We start from the raw sequence: 16,418 nt of genomic DNA on the forward strand, positions 1-16,418 counted from the left end.
TTATGAGTTTTATACTATCAGCTCCTCTTTTCTCCGTCAATTTATTTTTTCGCCGATCTTGCCGTCTCGATTTCTTTATCCGTTGCCTCTGCCGCTTCCCGCAATGCGGTGTTGATGTCCTGCCCATCCTTGGCGATTTTCGTGAGCGCCGCATTCAATTTGCTGGCCGCAATGGATTGGTACTCGGTAATATTGGACATTTTCGCGAATTGTTTCGGGAACAAGACCGACATATTCCGGCCCTTGTACAAGGGCAATTCCTGTCCGTACTTCTCGAACATAGTCCGATCCTTCAGCGCAGTAGCCAACCCTCTGGCATTCATGGAAGCCTGAAAATCCTCGGAAGCGATATATTTCATTACCTCGAACGCCTCTTCGCGGTGCTGGCTCGTCGAGCTCATGAACCAATAGTTCGGGAATACCTGCGGACCTATATTAGGATAGTCAGGGAACTCCGGAATTCGGACAACGCCCCAGTTCGATACGGCCGCGCCCGGCGTGAATCCACAGCAGCCGGTATAATTCGTAGCCATTGCGACAATCCCTTTGGTGTTGAAATTGGCGGGAGTGGCCTGAGCCACATCGACACCCGGAATGGTCATGAATTTGGTGAGGGTTTGCACCACCCGCTTCCAGGCATCCGTATCGAAGCTTGCTTTGAACGTTTTGGGATCCACAAGATCGAGTGACAGCTGATTCGCTTGTATGTAATTCAAATTATCGTTGGCAAAGCCGTAATACTGCACTCCGCCGTCCTTTCGGGTTAATTTGACGGCGAGATCGTACACCTCATCCCAAGTTATCCCCTCTCTAGGATAAGGGACCGCGAATTTGTCGAACAGATCCTTGTTATAGTATAAGCCGGACGTGCCGATGAAGGCGGGAAGGCCATAGATGCCGCCTCCGGCCATTTGTCTTTGCAAATCGATGACCGTGGGTTCGAATCGTTCCAGGTTGTATCCGTCTTTTTTGATTAGATCGCTGATATCGTTTTGCAGGTCCAGTACACGAATACTGGAATAAAAATTGGAATACGCCCCGAATACGATATCGAGCGGTTCTCGGGTCGCGACATAGTCCTTCAAGCTGGATACGGACGGGAAGTGCACTTTAAATGTGATATGCGGGAATTTTTCCTTCAGGTATTTGCCGTATGTGGTTTCGAACCATTCGTCGTTTTGCCCGCTTGAACTGTACAGATGCAGCTCAATCGGCTTCACTTCTTTCTTCGCCACCGCCGGTGGCGGAGTCGGGCTTCCCGTTGCCTCCCCCGGTTGGGAGGAACAGCCTGCTGCGATCACAATCACGGTTGTGAGCAGCAAGATCCACGCTACAGCTTTTCTGACCCTCATTAATTCCACCTACTTTCATTTATTATGCGTCCCCAATAATGGAACCGCTTGCATAATAAATTAAGGATAGGTTGAATACAACTTAAACAACTGTCATAATTTCATACTACAACTGCCATTTTTTGATAATAACCTCAGAATTTTTGAGTGAAGCTCACGTGAACATTAGAATTTATCAGATTGTGGAGCAACGTACTAGCTCGTTGTTAAGCTAAGTTTACAAATAAGCAGGGGATCTTGACTAATTTCGCGCCATGTTAGCGATTTCCGCCAAATTGTAAGGCAAACCTACGTTATTAGTAAAGTCGACTTTACGAATAACATAAGTTTGGTTAACTATGCAACTCCCTTCGGTTCAAACAAGTCAAACTTGTTAGGGGACTAAGCTTATTAGTGAGTTTTGCCACCTAAAGCAAACGCACTCCCTCGGAAAGGCCTCGACCAAAAGCTGTTCGTAATTTGGGATTGTCAACCGTAACGCGAGGAGGCAGGATCAAATTGAACCGTATCACGTACCCGGAGTACCAAGACCATATTCGGGGGCTGAAGACGACTTCCGGAAGTCGCAAGCGGTTTTATGCGGACATCCGGACTATGTCTTATTCCAAATTGCATCACCACGATTACGCCGAATTATCGTTTTTTGTGGAAGGGGGAGGATCGGAGTTTATTAACGGCATCGGACATCGCCTCCGCCCGGGCACAATTTCGTTCGTTCTCCCTCATCAGATTCATATCATGCACAACGATCCCCTTCATCCGGTCCGCAAGTATCGCTGCATGTTCGATATGGCTCTCCTGCACCTCACCATGTGGAATCCGGAAATGTCCCGCTTGTTGTTCAGCATAGGTAAAACACTGCCTTCCTTTCTCGACCTGCATGGCTACCAAGAGGAACGGATGAAAGTTACTTTCGAACATTTGCTTCATGAATACAGCATGCCGGACTCCCCCGTACGAGAAGAGATGATCAGCCTGAAATTGCGCGAAACGGTTCTCTGGTACATTCGCGCCTCTGCCGAAGCCTCCTCGGTTCCCACACAATCAGAACGGGAAGTGAAGTCGAAATTTTGGGAAATGGTTCAGTACGTACATACTCATTGTTCGGACCCGCTCTCTCTCGAGGAGCTCTCTCGCCAATTCGAGTATAGCGTTCAGCATATCAGCCGGTCTTTCAAGGAACATACAGGAAAGGGCTTCCTCGAATACCTGCATGAACTGCGGATTGCGAGCGCTTCCGCCATGCTCATCCATACCAACATGTCCATCACGGACGTCGCCGTGGCGGCCGGCTTTGATTCCTTCCGCACATTCGCCCGGGTATTCCGGCACGTCAAAGGACAGACGGCCCGGGAGTTTCGCAACTCCGCGGGCCGTCTGGAATAAATTACTTTTTCTCGCCGAAGATTCGAAACGACAGCGTCAGCGACGCGAGCAGCATCACCAAGCCCGTGCTCACGAAAAAGCCGTACGCCTGGAACCACTTCGGCCAAGCTTTCATGACCTGGAACAACTGCCCGCCGAGGAACGGCCCGAGGAATCCGAACAGCCCCGTCATCGACGCATACACCGCATAGTACATCGGCCGGTCCTTCTCCGGCGTATCGCTCATGACGAAGTTGAACACGAGCAGCCCGAACCCGGCCATACTGATGCCGAGGAACGTGTAGACAACGAGCAGCATAGCGTTCACAGGCAGCGCGACCTGAAGTCCCCACAGTATGACGGAGACGGCATTGAGCGGGAACACCCACAACAGCAATTGGCGGTTGCTCCACTTCGTATTCAGCTTGCCCCAGACCGCGTAGGCTGCGATGGACACGATGGCGAGCAGCGTATTCGAGATGCCGACCCACTCGTAGTTGATTTTCATGATATCCAGCATGACATAGCTGAAGAGCGAGATGGTGCTGCCCTGCGCCATGATCCAGAACGACACGAACAGGATGGATCGGATAAAGCCCCGGTCTCGGAACGGCCTCACCAGCACTTGCAAGGATAGTCCGCTGCCTGTCGGCTTATAGGGAATGTTCGGGTAGCGGAACAGGTAGAACATGTTAATTACGGCTGCAACGGTTCCCAAAATAAACAACCAGGCGAAGCCCCTCGCTTGCGACACCCGGTCGAGCCCGGACCCTGCCGCCAGCAGCGTCACCGAAGCGGCTACCCCCGTGAGCGTGAAGCGCATGCCGAAATAACGGGCCCGACGGTCGGGCGGCACCATATCGGCGAACAGGGTCGTGAACGGAGCCGAAGAGATCGATCCGCAGAGGCAGAGCACCACGAACAAGACGGTGAACGCCGTTACCTGCCAATCGCTCGGCACGAGGAACGGGATTAGCCCGCAGGCGCACAGCAGGCCCCGATGGAACAGCAGCGCGACCATGGCGATGCGATACCGGTTCGTGAACTTCTCCATTAGAAAAGCTGAGATCATAACGATCGCCGCATTCATCAGAAGCGGCAGCGCGGTGATGAACCCGACCTGGCCCGCGCTCGCGCCCAGGTACAGCAAATAGCCCGTCAGGTAAGGACCGACGAGCAAATTCGCGAAAATCGTTGTGCTGACCGCCTCATAATGTCCGTTGCGCAATGCCCGCTCGGTCTCGCTCTTCCCCGAACGCGGCATGTGCGGCAACTGCTCTTGGGGTCTGTCGGGCGACAGTTCCATCTGTAGGACCTACCATTTCGGCTCATATTCGCATGCGGGGCGCAGCCATCAACTGCGTGGCCACCCTACTCATGCAGGGCTACTAGTAATATACGCGCTCGAGCTGTCTTTACCTGCTGCCCCGGCAAAATCTTAGGAGATCCGCGCGATCCGGCTCGCCGTCGGCATGAACTGGTAGAAGTAGCAGTCCGCGATGCCTTCCTTGCCCTGAAACGGCAGCCGCGCCTCCTCCAGCTCCTCGAGCGACTCCACCGTTCCGTCCGCATAGTCGAGGAGTCGCGCCACGGCCGTATTCAGGCTCATCAGCAGACCGCCGTAGCGCAGGTCCATGATGTCCCAGCCGAACGCCTTGTTCGTCTGGTGCCAGCATTGGCGGTGGTACGCGTGCAGCTGCTGCACGCGGCGCGTCAACTCAGGCAGCTCGACCTCGGCGATGCGCCGCAGCTCGGCCTTGTCGCCGGCCCGATACGCGTCCGTGATGCGCAGGCCCTGCTCCGCCTTCATCGCCAGCACCGCGCACAGCCGGCGGTACAGCTCGAATACGAAGCCGAACTCGCCGTTCCGGCCGGCATACACGGCCATGTCGCGCTCGAGCTTCGCGTAGTGCTCGCCCAGGCCGTAGCCGCGGATGTTGGCGTCGAAGAGGCCCATCATCACGTTCTGCCAGAGCGCCGAGCGGGACGGATTGTACGTCTCCCGGTTGCCCGGCGACAGCCCCGGCACCTCGTCCACGTCCTTGATCGCCATGAAGTCGTCGTACTCGCCTCCGGTGCAGAACCGGAACCGCTTGCGCAGCTTCGCCTCGTCGAGTGTGTCTGCATAGCCGTGCTCGGCGAATAGCTGCAGGCCGAGCAGCGCCACGAACCAGTCGCACTCCGTGCCGTCATCGCCCCATAGCGTCGCGATGATGTCGGTGACGCCCTCGCGCTTGCACACGGTCAGCGCCGCGTTCGTGGAGGCGAACGTCGCCCCGTAGTTCAGCACGAACCCGCGCCAGTTCCAGATGCCGCCGGCGAACACGGGCGTATGGCCGAACTTCTTATGCCGGTTGATCCAATCGGTATAGAACGCTTCGTCGTAATGATAGTAGTCCCAGTATACCTGCTGCACGCCCTTCGGCATGTCGGCGATGACTTCGTCCGGAATGACGCATTCTTTGTCGTAGTATGCTCCCGTCTTGGACCCCGACCGGAAGTACATGTCGCTCCACATCATCGGGATGAGGCCGTGCTTCTCGGTAATCTGCAGGACGCGGCGCAGGTGATCGTTCATGATATCGAACTTCGAGCGCAAGCCGTTTTTGACCAAATATTCGCCCAGTCCCAGCTTCCACGCCTCGTCCATCCCGATATGGATCCGCTTCGTTCGGACCGGCGCCATCGCGGCGACAATCATTTGCTCGACGAACTCATATGTGCGCTCATAGCCCACGAGCATCGTCTCCCGGTCGTCGCGGATGTCCGCGAACGCGTTCCACTTCAGCACATCCTCCAGATGGCTGAGCGTCTGGATACACGGGATCATCTCGATGCCGAACATATCGGCGTAGTCGTCGAGCTCCCGGATCTCTTCCTGCGTATAGCGCCCCCGCATGTAACCGAAATATGGCTGCGGTGCGACGTCATAGCTGTCCTCCGTGTACAGCATGATCATGTCCATGCCCATGAGCGCCTGGAGGCGCAGCAGCTTCTTCACGCTCTCCGGCTTGATCACCGCGCCGCCCTGGGACACGTCGTACATCGGGCCGTTCATCGTGAACTGCGGCTTCTCTGACAGTTGGAACGCGTCTCGCTGCTCGCGCAGCGCTTCTACGAGCAGGCCGAGCGCCCGAAAAAAATGGATGCGCCGGTCGTACCGGATCGATCCCCGGCCCCCGCCGAAGCTGACTTCCAGCTCGCTCCCCTCCGATTGGGCGACGGTAACGGGCAGCCCGTCGTCCGCCAGCTCCACCCCGATCTGCGGGGCCAGTGCGGCCAAGCCCGCCTGCAAGCCTTCCAATTCCCCGATCAAATGAATACGCATAAGATTTCCTCCTCTGAATCGTTTTACTTCCCCGTCGGTTGTGCTATACAATGAGGTCATTCCCAAGACTGGAGGCGCATTCGCCTTGGCCACTTACTTCGACTACAAGATCAGTCCCCTCCCCATCCAGATTACCGATCTCAAGGTGGACCGGTCCAAGCTGAAGGTGAACAGCCTATGCGTGGCCCAATACGGGCGTCTGCCGGGCCGAACCTATAAGGTGGAATCAACGTACGGCAATCATATGGCTTTCACATATATTTCTCGAGGCCGCGGCATGTTCCAGGCGGGCGAAGGACCGGTCCAAGCGCTGGAGGCCGGCAGCCTGTTCTGGGAATGGCCGGGCGAGCGCTACCGGTTCGGCCCGTACCCCGACGAGGACTGGGACGAGTACTATGTCATCTTCGAAGGCAGCCGCGCCCAGGAATGGTTCGACAGCGGCATTCTGTCCCGGGACGATTCCGTCATGCACGTCGGGCTCGACCCGCTCTGGATCAGCAAGCTGGAGGCCATCGGCACCTACATGGAGAGCGGCATTCCAAGCAACTGCGACCGGGCGGCCCTGCTGCTGGAATCGCTCGTCTATGAATTCTCCCAGACTCACGCCAGCTTCAAGACCGCGCTCTCGAAGCAAAAGCACGAGCTCGTCCTCCAAGTGCTGGAGGATATCGCAGGCAGCTTGTACGCGCCCTGGAACGAGCAGGACATCTGGGAGCGCAACCATATCAGCCGCTCGACCTTGCGAAGAATTGTCCTCCAGAACACGGGGTTCCCGCTTAACGATTATGTGAACCGGCTGAAGGTGTCCGAAGCGAAAAAACTGCTGAAGCACACAAACCTGCAAATCAAAGAAATCGCCCACAGTCTGGGTTACAGCGATGTCGCCTATTTCTCGCGTTTGTTTAAGAAGTACACACAGTGCTCGGCTCAATCTTTTCGCAGCAAGTCCTAGTGGGGCTGGGTTAGGTCAGTGCCTCTTTATTTACTATACTAATTAAACCGTGCGCCGCTGGGAATGAACTCGGTATCCAACCGTTTGCACTATATAGTCGCGTCAGGGGAAGTTACGCCATGCGCCAAGTTGACTCCCGCCATAGAACGCGCTAAGATCGCTGTAACCTAACAAAGGAGTTTCACTACCATGACCTTTCACGCCGTTAATTACGAGGGCGACCGCCCTGAACAATATGAGCTCGTCATCCGACAGCTGGCTGCGCTGATCCATGACGAGCCGAACCGGATCGCCAACTTGGCCAACGCTTCGGCCCTGCTCGGGCAATTCCTGAGCGACATCAACTGGGTCGGCTTCTACTTGCTGGAGGAGGGCGGCGAGCTCGTGCTCGGCCCGTTCCAGGGACTGCCGGCCTGCGTGCGCATCCCGCTGGGCCGGGGCGTATGCGGCACGGCCGCGGCACGCAAGGAGACGGTCGTCGTCGAGGATGTGCATGCGTTCCCGGGCCACATCGCCTGTGACGCCGCTTCGGCATCGGAGATTGTCGTGCCCCTGCTGCGGGACGGGCGCGTGCTCGGGGTGCTGGACATCGACAGCCCGCGCAAAGGCCGGTTCGACGAGACCGACCGCGTGTACTTGGAGAAGTTCGTCCAGCAGTTGGTGACGGCGCTGTAACCAACCGGGGCCCTGTCTGTTCCAATTATTGTCCGGACCAACATAAACCAGGCCCTACCCAACCGGTGCGTTGAGTGGGGCCTGGTTTATGTTCGCGTTTCGCGTACTCCACGTATTCAATATACCTGCGTGCTTTTCCCGCCGCCACGCGCGGCACCTAAGTACGCCGGAATCTGCTCCGCCGGATGAAGGACCGGGGTACCATGGCACACTTCCAGCCGCTCGGGCCGCAGTTGCTCGACGATGACGCTGCTGCGGACCGCTTCCTCCATGTCGGCCGTGAACATCTTCATCGGTTGGCGCAGCTTCCCTTTCTTCGCGGTGAACAAGTCCCCGGCCATCAGCACGCGATCCTCCACGTGGTAATAGGCAACGTGACCCGGCGAGTGACCTGGCGTCCAGTAGGGCTGCAGCGATCCGATCCGGCTGAGGCTTCCGCTCTTACGTCCATCTGCTCCCTCAGGAAGCTGTTCGGCCAAAGGCTGTGCCACGCCTGGTGTAACGCTGGCCGCCGCTTTTTTGCGACGGGGATAAGGCTCTGCACCTTCCATATAAGGAATTTCGATTCGATGTACGAGAACGGCGACATCCGGATACGCTTCACGAAGGCGCGCGATCGCTCCGACGTGGTCGGAATGCCCATGGGTGAGCGCGATACGCCGCAGCGGACCTGCGTTCAGGCCAGCGATGAAGTTTAGGATGCCCTTCGCCATGTTCGGAATCCCGGCATCCACGAGGGTCAAGCCGTCCTCTTCCTTCACGATCCAGACCGTTACCGGAATCAGCATCCAGATTTTCAGGCTCCACACGTTGTTCGAGATTTGGGTGATCTTCATCGTCAATTCCCTCCATGGGTGAGTTTGTGGGTGAATCCGATTAACAGCACTTCGATCGCTTCCCGGAACGTCGAGCCTAGCCGCTCCATCAATTGTTCGCCGGATTCCTCCGAATTGGCGTACGTGGCCATAATGCCCTGCAAAGTATAGAAGTAAATGCGGCTATAGGCGAGCACCTGCTCCGCGGTGTGCGGGACGGGCAAGCACATCTCCACCGCCTGCTGCAGCAGCGCGAACAAAGAATTGCGCATCCGGTTCAGCTCCGTCGCCGGATTCGGTTCATCCACGCGCACAGAGCGGACCGTGAAGAAAATCTCGTACATGCTTCGGTTCGCCAGGTAGAACCGGATCATCTCTTCGCTGATGCGAGTCAGCTTCTCCTCCGGGACCGGTCCGGGTTCGTTCAAGATCGCCGTCAACTGCTCCTTCAGTTCCGCGAGCGGTCCCATGGATAGCTGATGGAGGAGCGCCTCCTTGTCCTTGAAGTAAATGTAGATCGTCGTATGGGAGCATCCTGCAGCCTTGGCAATCTCGCGCATCGTGACGGAGTCGTAGCCGCGTGTGCTGAACAGCTGCCCGGCCGCCTGCAGGATGCTTCGCTTCGTTTCCTCGGAACGGATTTCTTGTTTCGTTGGCATAATGTCATTCCTCGCTTTTCGTTCATAACCATCGGTTACTAACCACTGGTTATAATATAACTCGCATTGCTGAATCTGTCAACAGCAAAGAACCGCCGGAGAGTCCCCTCCCGGGCGGTTCTTTCCTTTCTCGCCGTTTAATAAGTGATCGTCAATAAGGGCCGGTTGCCCGCGGTCGCGTCTTCCGCGGAATAGATGTCCATCGCGATGTTCGACGTATGGTCGATGAACAGCAGAACGCCTTTGTTGCTCGAAGGGTTATTGATCCAGCCTTGCACGACGGCGGGATCCAGATTCACCTCGCGCGTCTGATTCCCTGTAGCCGTGAAGCCTGTGATGGCGAATGACTTGCCGGAGACGTAATCCGTTCCACTGCCCTTCGCACCCGGTGTCGCCCACGTCGAGCTTGCATTGCGGTTCTGCCACCCGATCGAGGACGAGGTTGGATCATAGTCGGTCAGCATGTACCGTCCCTGCATGGTGAAGCCGGAGGCCCAAGTATTGACCGTAAGCGTCAGCTTCGCCGACTGGACGGTGGCGCCGGCCGGAACCGAGAGGTTGTCGAACCGGATCAAGGAGTTGATCTCGTACGGTGTGGCTTGCCCGGTCTGGTCGAACACTTTCAGGGTCCCGTTGATGATGTTGTAGCCATTGCCGCCCCCTTGGGAGCTGATCGAGACATCCTTCGTGCCGGCATACCCGTTCACGCCCTGCTGGAAGGTTGCGGTCCCGCTAGGAACCCCGTTCGAGACCGTGACGGTGACGGACGACGAGACCGTCGTGTTGTTCGCCGTGTCACGGGCGACCGCCGTGATTGTATGCGATCCGTTGCTCAATCCAAGCGTGCTGTACGAGATGGAATACGGCGCCACCGTATCTTCCGATCCTACATTCGAGCCGTCTACCCGGAATTGAACGCCTGCGACCGCCACATTGTCGGCTGCGTTCGCGGACAACGTCACCGTCCCGCTAACGGTCGATCCCGCCGTTGGCGCCGTGACCGAGACGGTCGGAGGGGTCGTATCCGATGGCGGAGTGCCGGTCAAAATCTGCGAAGCGAGCCACGAGTAGCTGCCTGTCGTCCTATGCTCCCAGCCCCACTTGCGGTTCGGCGTGACGCGGTAAGCCGTCTTGCCTGCCGACGGGCCGGTCGGACGAATCCAGTAATTCACTCCGATATCGTACCCCTCGTACAGCTCGCCGATCGTATTTTTCCATGTCGTATTCGGAGCGCCGCCGGTCAGCTGATTGAAATATTCCGCCCACAGCATCGCTCCGGACACATCCAGGTCATGCTCGATCGTCGTGCCGCCATAAGGGTTGGAGGCGCTGCCCCGCTCCCCGTCGTTCGCGTCCGTCGTGCCGTCGTACTTCATCATGTAATCCGGATAGCGCAACGTACCGGTGTACGTATCGTACATGTGGTAAGCGTCGGCCTTGGAGGCGGTATTGAGGAAATTCCCCACCCGCTTGACGAAGCCTGCGATGGCCGTATCCTCCGTGAAAACGTAAGCCCGCGTCATCGCATCCGCCGTCAGCACCGTCATCCAGGAGGAAGCGACCAGATCGCCAGGTACCCCGTCGCCATGCTGGCTGCCGTAGTGGTACAACCCCCCGTCCACGCGGCCTGCCGGCAGAACGCCGCCCGCTCCATTCTGATGCCAGATGAAATCTCCGGTTTGCGTCTGTACGTTCGTCTTGTACGTGCTGTTGCCGGTCACCTCGTAGGCGATCAGGTTCGCCAGCAGCCGGAACGCGGTATGCCGCTCCGTCCACGTAGTCAGGCTCGAGTTCCATCGAGTCGGCTCGTCATTCGTCTCATGCGCCGTTACGACGAGCGGGATGTAAGTCAGCATGTCGCTGTCGCCGGTGAGCCAGTAGTTGTACGCGAGCGACTCATTGTAGCTGTACATCGCGCCATTGCCGCCCGGCCATCCATTGGGATCGGGGTTCTTGAGCTTGAACAAGCCGATCGCCCGGGCTGGTGTCGTGCTGGCCGGGTACAGCTGGCCTTTATAAAAGTCGGTGTGCCGAACCGCTTCCCGCAGCGCTTTTAGCGAGCCGTTCTGCATGTAAAGCGTGAACATCGTCGCGGCCCGGTCGTACAGCCAAGGATCATAGTTCGTCTTGTAATCGCTTCGATAGCCCGAGCCGGAATCGCCCGAGATGACCGCCGGATCGTCTTCGTTAATGAGGCTGTAGAAGTTGTTCTTCATCGCGTGCTCGCGTTCCGTATACCCCGGCCAGTGCTCGGTCGCATCCATCGTCGTTGGATTGGAGCGCGTCTCGGGAATGCTGCTGTCGAATGGGTTCATGCGCGTCCCCTTTAGAACGCCTTTGGCGAGGAACTCCTTGGGCAGTACGGCGTATACGTCCGGCTCATAGACGTTGTCCGCGGCGACGAACGTGCCGGATGTGACTTGATGCCAGGCGGAGCGAGGATTGGTGAGCGTCGAGACGTTCAGGGAGCGGTTCGTCGTGCCCCATTCTACCGTGATCGTCTCCGAGTTGGGATAGACCGAGGTGAAGGTATACTGAATCTGGATGCGGGCGACCCGGACGGAAGCGCCGTCGAGGGAAGCGTTGGTGATGTGGCGCCATGGCGTCTGCATTTCCACGTAAGCCGGAATCTCCACGCCGCCCTTCAGGACGCGAATTTTGGAGACGTTCGCCGGCGAAATGGATCCTCGGGGGAACGGAACGCCGAACGTGACCAGTTTCGTTTGACCGGACGTTACGTTTTCCATAGGGTACAGCTTCACCGATACACTGCCCGACGTCTCGGCAGGCGCGAAGAACGATTGCACGGCTGCGGATGTGAGGGTCGGGAACAGAGCGGACAAAAGAGCGGCAACGAACAACAGTGGCACGATCTTGCGGGACCAGCGGGGGAACTTGCGCATAAATCCACACCTTTCCATTCGTAATGGGTGGGGTCATGGGGATGCTCAGAGCTGTCCTCTGCGATGCCTACGCTCTTCCCTCCTTTCGCGCCTTTCGCGCGGTCGGTTCCTTGCCGGAAACACTTCCATCGTAAGCGATTGGATGCATGAAGGGCATCGTCGTTTTTAACGATCCTTCATTGTTTGTTGCTCGATTGGAAAAAGGATGAAGAATACGAAAAAGCGGTATGTGAGAGGGGGAAGTTGGGGTTGTAGATCGGGAGAATGCACTGTTTTTACGAAGAATGAGGCAGTTGACGGGGGGCTATATCTTCCTTTCCTGAAGAACGTTCAGGGTCAAACTTTACTAAAGGGTCAAAAGAAAAACCTCCAACAGAACTTGGAGGTCAGCAGTACGAAGGGAGACAGCCAATAATTTAGTTGAAAAATTTTCCTCTGTTGCTCCATAAATCAGTTCTCCGCACCGAATAGAGGAAAAATTTGCAGCTATGCCCTCCCTTTCTTCAGGAAATCGAGTTCTCAGAGCAAATAGATGAACTTTTTTCTTTTATTTTCTTAATTAAGGTTGGAAATGATTGATTAAATGAACTTTTTTCCTCTATTCACGTACTAGCTCCAATCTCCACAGCCTACCCGCCCGACACGAGTTGCAGCACGTGCAGCCGGTCGCCCGCTTTCAGCGGAATGTCCTTCGAGGCCAGCCACGCCAGGTTGTCCTCGTTGTAGCACAGCAGCACATGCTTGCGCAGCTCGCCGTTCTCGGCGAAGACATGGCGCTTCAGCAGCGGATATTCGGCGAACAGCCGATCGAGTGCCTCCTGCAGCGTATCGGCCTCGAGGGGGAAGCGGCTGCGTCCCCCGGTACAATCGGCGAGCAAGCCCGGTACCGATACTTCGATCACCATCTCGCCCCTAGTCCTCCGTGATCCAGATTTTGACCGACAGGATGCGGGACAGCTGACCGGGCAGCCGCTGCCAGCTGACGCCGCGGTCGAGCGAGGCGAACACTTCGCCCGAGGTGGTGCCGAAGTACAAGCCGTACGGGTCGAGCGCGTCTACGGTCATGGCGTCGCGCAGCACGCTGACATGCCGCTTCTCCTCCGGCACGACGTCGCCGACCGGCTGCCAGACGGTTTCGTCGCGGTGACGGCGGTACACGAGCATCCGGCCGTCCTTCATCGTCCGCTGCTCGGAGCTCTCCAGGGGAATCAGGAACAGGTCCCCGGTCTTGGACACGCTGATCGGGAAACCGAACGGCGCATCCGCGCCCCGCATCGTCAAGCCTTCCTCGATCGGGTACCACGAGTCGCCCGCATCGTCGGAGCGGAAGACGCCGCCGTGCTCCTGCATGTACAGCGTATCCGGCCGATCCGGGTCGGCCACCATCTTGTGAATGCAGTAGCCGATCTCGTCATACGGCTGCCCCGTCGGTACCCGTGCAAGTCCGGCGTTGGACGTCCTCCACGTCGCGCCGCCGTCCTCGGTGCGGAACACGCCTACGGCGGACATCGCTACCCAGATCCGCTCCGGACGGACCGGATCGACGATAATCGTGTGCAGGCACATGCCACCCGCCCCGCCGAACCAGCCGGGCCGCGTCGGATGCTTCGTGAGCGCGTCGAGTTCTTCCCATGTGCGGCCGCGGTTATGGCTGACGAAGAGCCCCGCCTCCTCGACGCCGGCATACAGCGTATCCGGCTGCGAGGGCGCGCCCGGCAGGAGCTGCCAGATGCGGTTCAACGCGAAGCCGCTCTCCGCCGAATAGGCCGGCCCTTCCTCGATCTGCGTCCAGCTCTGCCCATAGTCGCGGCTTACACGGATTGTCGCGCCATACGCCGCGTGAGACGTCCCGGCGTAGATCGTGTCGCCATGCCGGCTATCGCCCAGCACGCTGTACGCTTCCCAACCCGCCAGGAACGGTCCGCTCAGCTCCCACTGCGTCCGATCCGCCGTCGATGTGTACATAAACACACCTTTATTCGTCCCTACCAGCAGCCTTACCCGGTTCCCCATGCTACCTCAGCCTCCTCTTTATAGTGAAACAGTCCTATCGTGAATGCGCATACATCATGTCAGGTTTACATATTCGCCGCTCTTCCACTTTTTCCTCTATTATCCACCCCATTCCCAACCTTTACTATTTTTTTACGCAAAAGTTAGTTTCCTTTAACAATACAGGTTTATCATGGAACTAGAAGTCTACCGCTCTACTCTATTACTCTATTCCTTTAATGGCAGGAGGCATTCGGATGAGAACGAAAAAGTGGATCGTGGGGCTGACCGCCCTGACCGCGACAGCAGCTTTATGGTCGGCCGGGATAACGGCGGCATCCGCCTCGGAAGCGCTCGTGCACGCGTCATGGATGCAGAAGAAAGGCATCCTCGAGGGAGCGTCGGGCGGCCAACTGGAGTTGGACCGCAATGTGACCTTGGCCGAGGCAGCCACGGTACTGGCCCGGCTGCACGGGAACGCCAATCTGCCGGCTGACCCCACTTACAAACATTGGGCTTCCGGCACATTGGCTTGGGCCATCAAGCAAGGCGTTCTAACCGCCCAGGAAGCCGCTGGTCCCGATCAGGTGCCGACGGCGAGCCGCATTATCTCTATGGCAGGCGCTGCCGGTTATAACGTACCGCTGTCGGCCGCCGAGTCGGTCACGCGGAACGAGTTTTTCAATGCGATCGGCCAAGCCATCACCACCCACATCACGATCGGCCATACGAATGACGTGCATGGGCATATTCAGGAGGACAAGACGAACAAGGAATTCGGCTATGCCAAAATGGCGACCCTGATCAAAGAATGGCGGGCGGACAACCCGAACTTCCTGCTGCTGGATGCCGGCGATACGTTCCAAGGCACCGTCTTCGTCAATCAGTTCAAGGGCGAATCGATCGTTCCGATCTTGAATTCCCTCGATTATGAAGCGATGGCGGCCGGCAACCACGAGTTCGACTTCGGGTATGAGCAGCTGCTCAAGCTGAAGGGCATGCTCGATTATCCCGTCATCAACGCTAATGTGTTCAAGGGAGACGGTACCAATCTCCTGGACCCCGTCCACTACGCTACGATCGGCGGGAAGAAATTTGCGTTCCTGGGCTTCGTCACCCAAGAGACTCCGATTCTCACGCACCCGGACAATGTAAAAGGACTTACGTTCCAAAGCCCCGTCGAGGTCGCGAAGAAATTGGTGCCGGAGCTGAAGAAAAAAGTCGACCACGTCGTTGTCGTCTCGCACATAGGCATCGAGACCGACCGGGAAATCGCGAAGCAAGTACCGGGCATCGACCTGATCGTGGGGGGCCACACGCACACGCCAATCCGGACGCCGGAGCTCGTGAACGGCACGTATATCGTGCAGGATTGGGAATACGGCAAATCGCTCGGCCGAGCGGATCTATACTATATGAACGACGAGCTCGTCGCCTTCGAAGGCGGGTTGACGGAGTATAACGAGAGCGTCGCGGAAGACCCGCAAGTAGCCGAGATGGTGAAGCAAATCGCCTCCCAGATCGACAGCGTCATGAATGTCGTCATCGCCAAGAGCGAAGTGAACCTGGACGGCGACCGCACGGTCGTACGGAAGAAGGAAAGCAACGTCGGCAACCTGCTCGCCGATGCGATGCTGGAGAAGTCGAAGGCGATCAAGGGCTATGAAGCGGACGTGGCGCTGATGAACGGCGGAGGCATTCGCGTGCAGCTCGCTGCGGGCGACATTACGAAGAAGGACCTGTACAGCCTGCTGCCGTTCCCGAACACGCTGGTTATTGTAAACGCGACCGGGAAGCAGATCCGCGAGGCGCTCGAGAACGGCGTCAGCCAAGTCGAGTCCGGGGCGGGACGGTTCCCGCAGATCGGCGGCATGTCCTTCCGCTATAACCCGGCGCTTCCGGCTGGACAGAGGGTGTTGGACGTGAAGGTTGGGGGAGCGCCCCTCGATTTGACGAAGACGTACAAGGTGGCCACGAACGATTTTATCGCCGCCGGCGGCGATGGATATTCGATGTTCGCGGACGGCAAGCCGTTCAACACGGGGATCACGATGTACGAGCTGATGGAAGAAACGCTTATGAAAAGGGGCACGGTACATCCCGTCGTGGAAGGACGCATCGTGGAAGCCGCGAACTAAGCCGGGACCTGGCGGTAAGTTAGGTTTCGGTGAGCACGGTGAGTTCGGGGAGTTCGGTGACTCGGTGACTTCGGTGACTTCGGTGACTTCGGTAAGCACGGTGAGTTTGGTGAGTTCGGTAAGTTCGGTGAGTTTGGTGAGTTTGGTGAGTTCGGTGACTTCGGTAAGTTCGGTAAGTTCGGTAAGTTCGGTAAGTTCGGTAAGTTCGGTAAGTTCAGTGAGCACGGTGTGTTCCGTGA

At 57.4% G+C, this 16,418-nt stretch carries 12 protein-coding genes; 4 read left to right on the forward strand and 8 right to left on the reverse strand.

Features of this window, described 5'->3' with window-relative positions; translation table 11 throughout:
* Nucleotides 1–41 precede the first annotated feature (41 nt).
* Nucleotides 42–1,352 carry an ABC transporter substrate-binding protein gene (locus ACI5FR_RS09095; protein WP_405453338.1) on the reverse strand — a complete coding sequence of 437 codons (1,311 nt, stop codon included), beginning with the start codon at nt 1,350–1,352 and terminating at the stop codon, nt 42–44.
* A gap of 498 nt (nt 1,353–1,850) precedes the next feature.
* On the opposite strand from ACI5FR_RS09095, the gene ACI5FR_RS09100 reads away from it, so the two are divergent.
* Entirely contained in the window at nt 1,851–2,738 is an 888-nt protein-coding gene (locus ACI5FR_RS09100) for an AraC family transcriptional regulator (RefSeq protein ID WP_405453341.1), read from the forward strand.
* Between the two features lies 1 nt (nt 2,739).
* Here the strand turns inward: ACI5FR_RS09100 and ACI5FR_RS09105 are convergent, their stop codons facing one another.
* Both ACI5FR_RS09105 and ACI5FR_RS09110 read right to left on the reverse strand, forming a co-directional pair.
* Nucleotides 2,740–4,023 (reverse strand): MFS transporter, encoded by a 1,284-nt coding sequence (locus ACI5FR_RS09105; protein ID WP_405453344.1) that lies wholly within the window; start codon nt 4,021–4,023, stop codon nt 2,740–2,742.
* A 132-nt stretch (nt 4,024–4,155) separates the two neighbouring features.
* Complete coding sequence (locus tag ACI5FR_RS09110) at nt 4,156–6,045, reverse strand: beta-N-acetylhexosaminidase (RefSeq protein WP_405453347.1); 1,890 nt, start codon at nt 6,043–6,045, stop codon at nt 4,156–4,158.
* Nucleotides 6,046–6,130: 85 nt separating this feature from the next.
* Between ACI5FR_RS09110 and ACI5FR_RS09115 the strand changes: the two genes are divergently transcribed.
* Together ACI5FR_RS09115 and ACI5FR_RS09120 are read left to right on the forward strand one after the other, a co-directional pair.
* A complete protein-coding gene (locus tag ACI5FR_RS09115) occupies nt 6,131–6,997 on the forward strand; it encodes a helix-turn-helix transcriptional regulator (protein WP_405453350.1) in 867 nt (288 codons plus the stop codon).
* Between the two features lie 189 nt (nt 6,998–7,186).
* On the forward strand, nt 7,187–7,672 hold the full coding sequence (locus ACI5FR_RS09120; RefSeq protein WP_405453352.1) for a GAF domain-containing protein: 486 nt from the start codon (nt 7,187–7,189) through the stop codon (nt 7,670–7,672).
* A gap of 116 nt (nt 7,673–7,788) precedes the next feature.
* On the opposite strand, the gene ACI5FR_RS09125 is transcribed toward ACI5FR_RS09120, so the two are convergent.
* The 5 genes from ACI5FR_RS09125 to ACI5FR_RS09145 all read right to left on the reverse strand — a co-directional run bounded on the left by ACI5FR_RS09125 (nt 7,789) and on the right by ACI5FR_RS09145 (nt 14,062).
* On the reverse strand, nt 7,789–8,508 hold the full coding sequence (locus tag ACI5FR_RS09125; RefSeq protein WP_405453355.1) for an MBL fold metallo-hydrolase: 720 nt from the start codon (nt 8,506–8,508) through the stop codon (nt 7,789–7,791).
* 2 nt (nt 8,509–8,510) lie between these two features.
* Nucleotides 8,511–9,146 carry a TetR/AcrR family transcriptional regulator gene (locus ACI5FR_RS09130; RefSeq protein ID WP_405453358.1) on the reverse strand — a complete coding sequence of 212 codons (636 nt, stop codon included), beginning with the start codon at nt 9,144–9,146 and terminating at the stop codon, nt 8,511–8,513.
* A gap of 137 nt (nt 9,147–9,283) precedes the next feature.
* Nucleotides 9,284–12,049, reverse strand: coding sequence for an Ig-like domain-containing protein (locus tag ACI5FR_RS09135; protein WP_405453361.1), 2,766 nt, complete (start codon nt 12,047–12,049; stop codon nt 9,284–9,286).
* A gap of 629 nt (nt 12,050–12,678) precedes the next feature.
* Nucleotides 12,679–12,954, reverse strand: a complete 276-nt coding sequence (locus ACI5FR_RS09140; protein ID WP_405453363.1) for a MoaD/ThiS family protein — start codon at nt 12,952–12,954, stop codon at nt 12,679–12,681.
* Nucleotides 12,955–12,961: 7 nt separating this feature from the next.
* Complete coding sequence (locus ACI5FR_RS09145; RefSeq protein WP_405453365.1) at nt 12,962–14,062, reverse strand: WD40/YVTN/BNR-like repeat-containing protein; 1,101 nt, start codon at nt 14,060–14,062, stop codon at nt 12,962–12,964.
* Nucleotides 14,063–14,298: 236 nt separating this feature from the next.
* Between ACI5FR_RS09145 and ACI5FR_RS09150 the strand changes: the two genes are divergently transcribed.
* Nucleotides 14,299–16,179, forward strand: coding sequence for a bifunctional metallophosphatase/5'-nucleotidase (locus ACI5FR_RS09150; protein ID WP_405453368.1), 1,881 nt, complete (start codon nt 14,299–14,301; stop codon nt 16,177–16,179).
* The last annotated feature ends 239 nt before the right edge of the window (nt 16,180–16,418 follow it).

This window comes from Paenibacillus sp. HJGM_3 (assembly GCF_045062745.1).
Classification (GTDB): Bacteria; Bacillota; Bacilli; order Paenibacillales; family NBRC-103111; genus Paenibacillus_AA.

Bases quoted from the DNA above. Each gene is read 5' to 3' on its own strand.
- ACI5FR_RS09095 (WP_405453338.1), bottom strand. From the start codon at position 1,352: ATGAGGGTCAGAAAAGCTGTAGCGTGGATCTTGCTGCTCACAACCGTG.
- ACI5FR_RS09105 (WP_405453344.1), bottom strand. From the start codon at position 4,023: ATGGAACTGTCGCCCGACAGACCCCAAGAGCAGTTGCCGCACATGCCG.
- ACI5FR_RS09110 (WP_405453347.1), bottom strand. From the start codon at position 6,045: ATGCGTATTCATTTGATCGGGGAATTGGAAGGCTTGCAGGCGGGCTTG.
- ACI5FR_RS09120 (WP_405453352.1), top strand. From the start codon at position 7,187: ATGACCTTTCACGCCGTTAATTACGAGGGCGACCGCCCTGAACAATAT.
- ACI5FR_RS09125 (WP_405453355.1), bottom strand. From the start codon at position 8,508: ATGAAGATCACCCAAATCTCGAACAACGTGTGGAGCCTGAAAATCTGG.
- ACI5FR_RS09130 (WP_405453358.1), bottom strand. From the start codon at position 9,146: ATGCCAACGAAACAAGAAATCCGTTCCGAGGAAACGAAGCGAAGCATC.
- ACI5FR_RS09135 (WP_405453361.1), bottom strand. From the start codon at position 12,049: ATGCGCAAGTTCCCCCGCTGGTCCCGCAAGATCGTGCCACTGTTGTTC.
- ACI5FR_RS09140 (WP_405453363.1), bottom strand. From the start codon at position 12,954: ATGGTGATCGAAGTATCGGTACCGGGCTTGCTCGCCGATTGTACCGGG.
- ACI5FR_RS09145 (WP_405453365.1), bottom strand. From the start codon at position 14,062: ATGGGGAACCGGGTAAGGCTGCTGGTAGGGACGAATAAAGGTGTGTTT.
- ACI5FR_RS09150 (WP_405453368.1), top strand. From the start codon at position 14,299: ATGAGAACGAAAAAGTGGATCGTGGGGCTGACCGCCCTGACCGCGACA.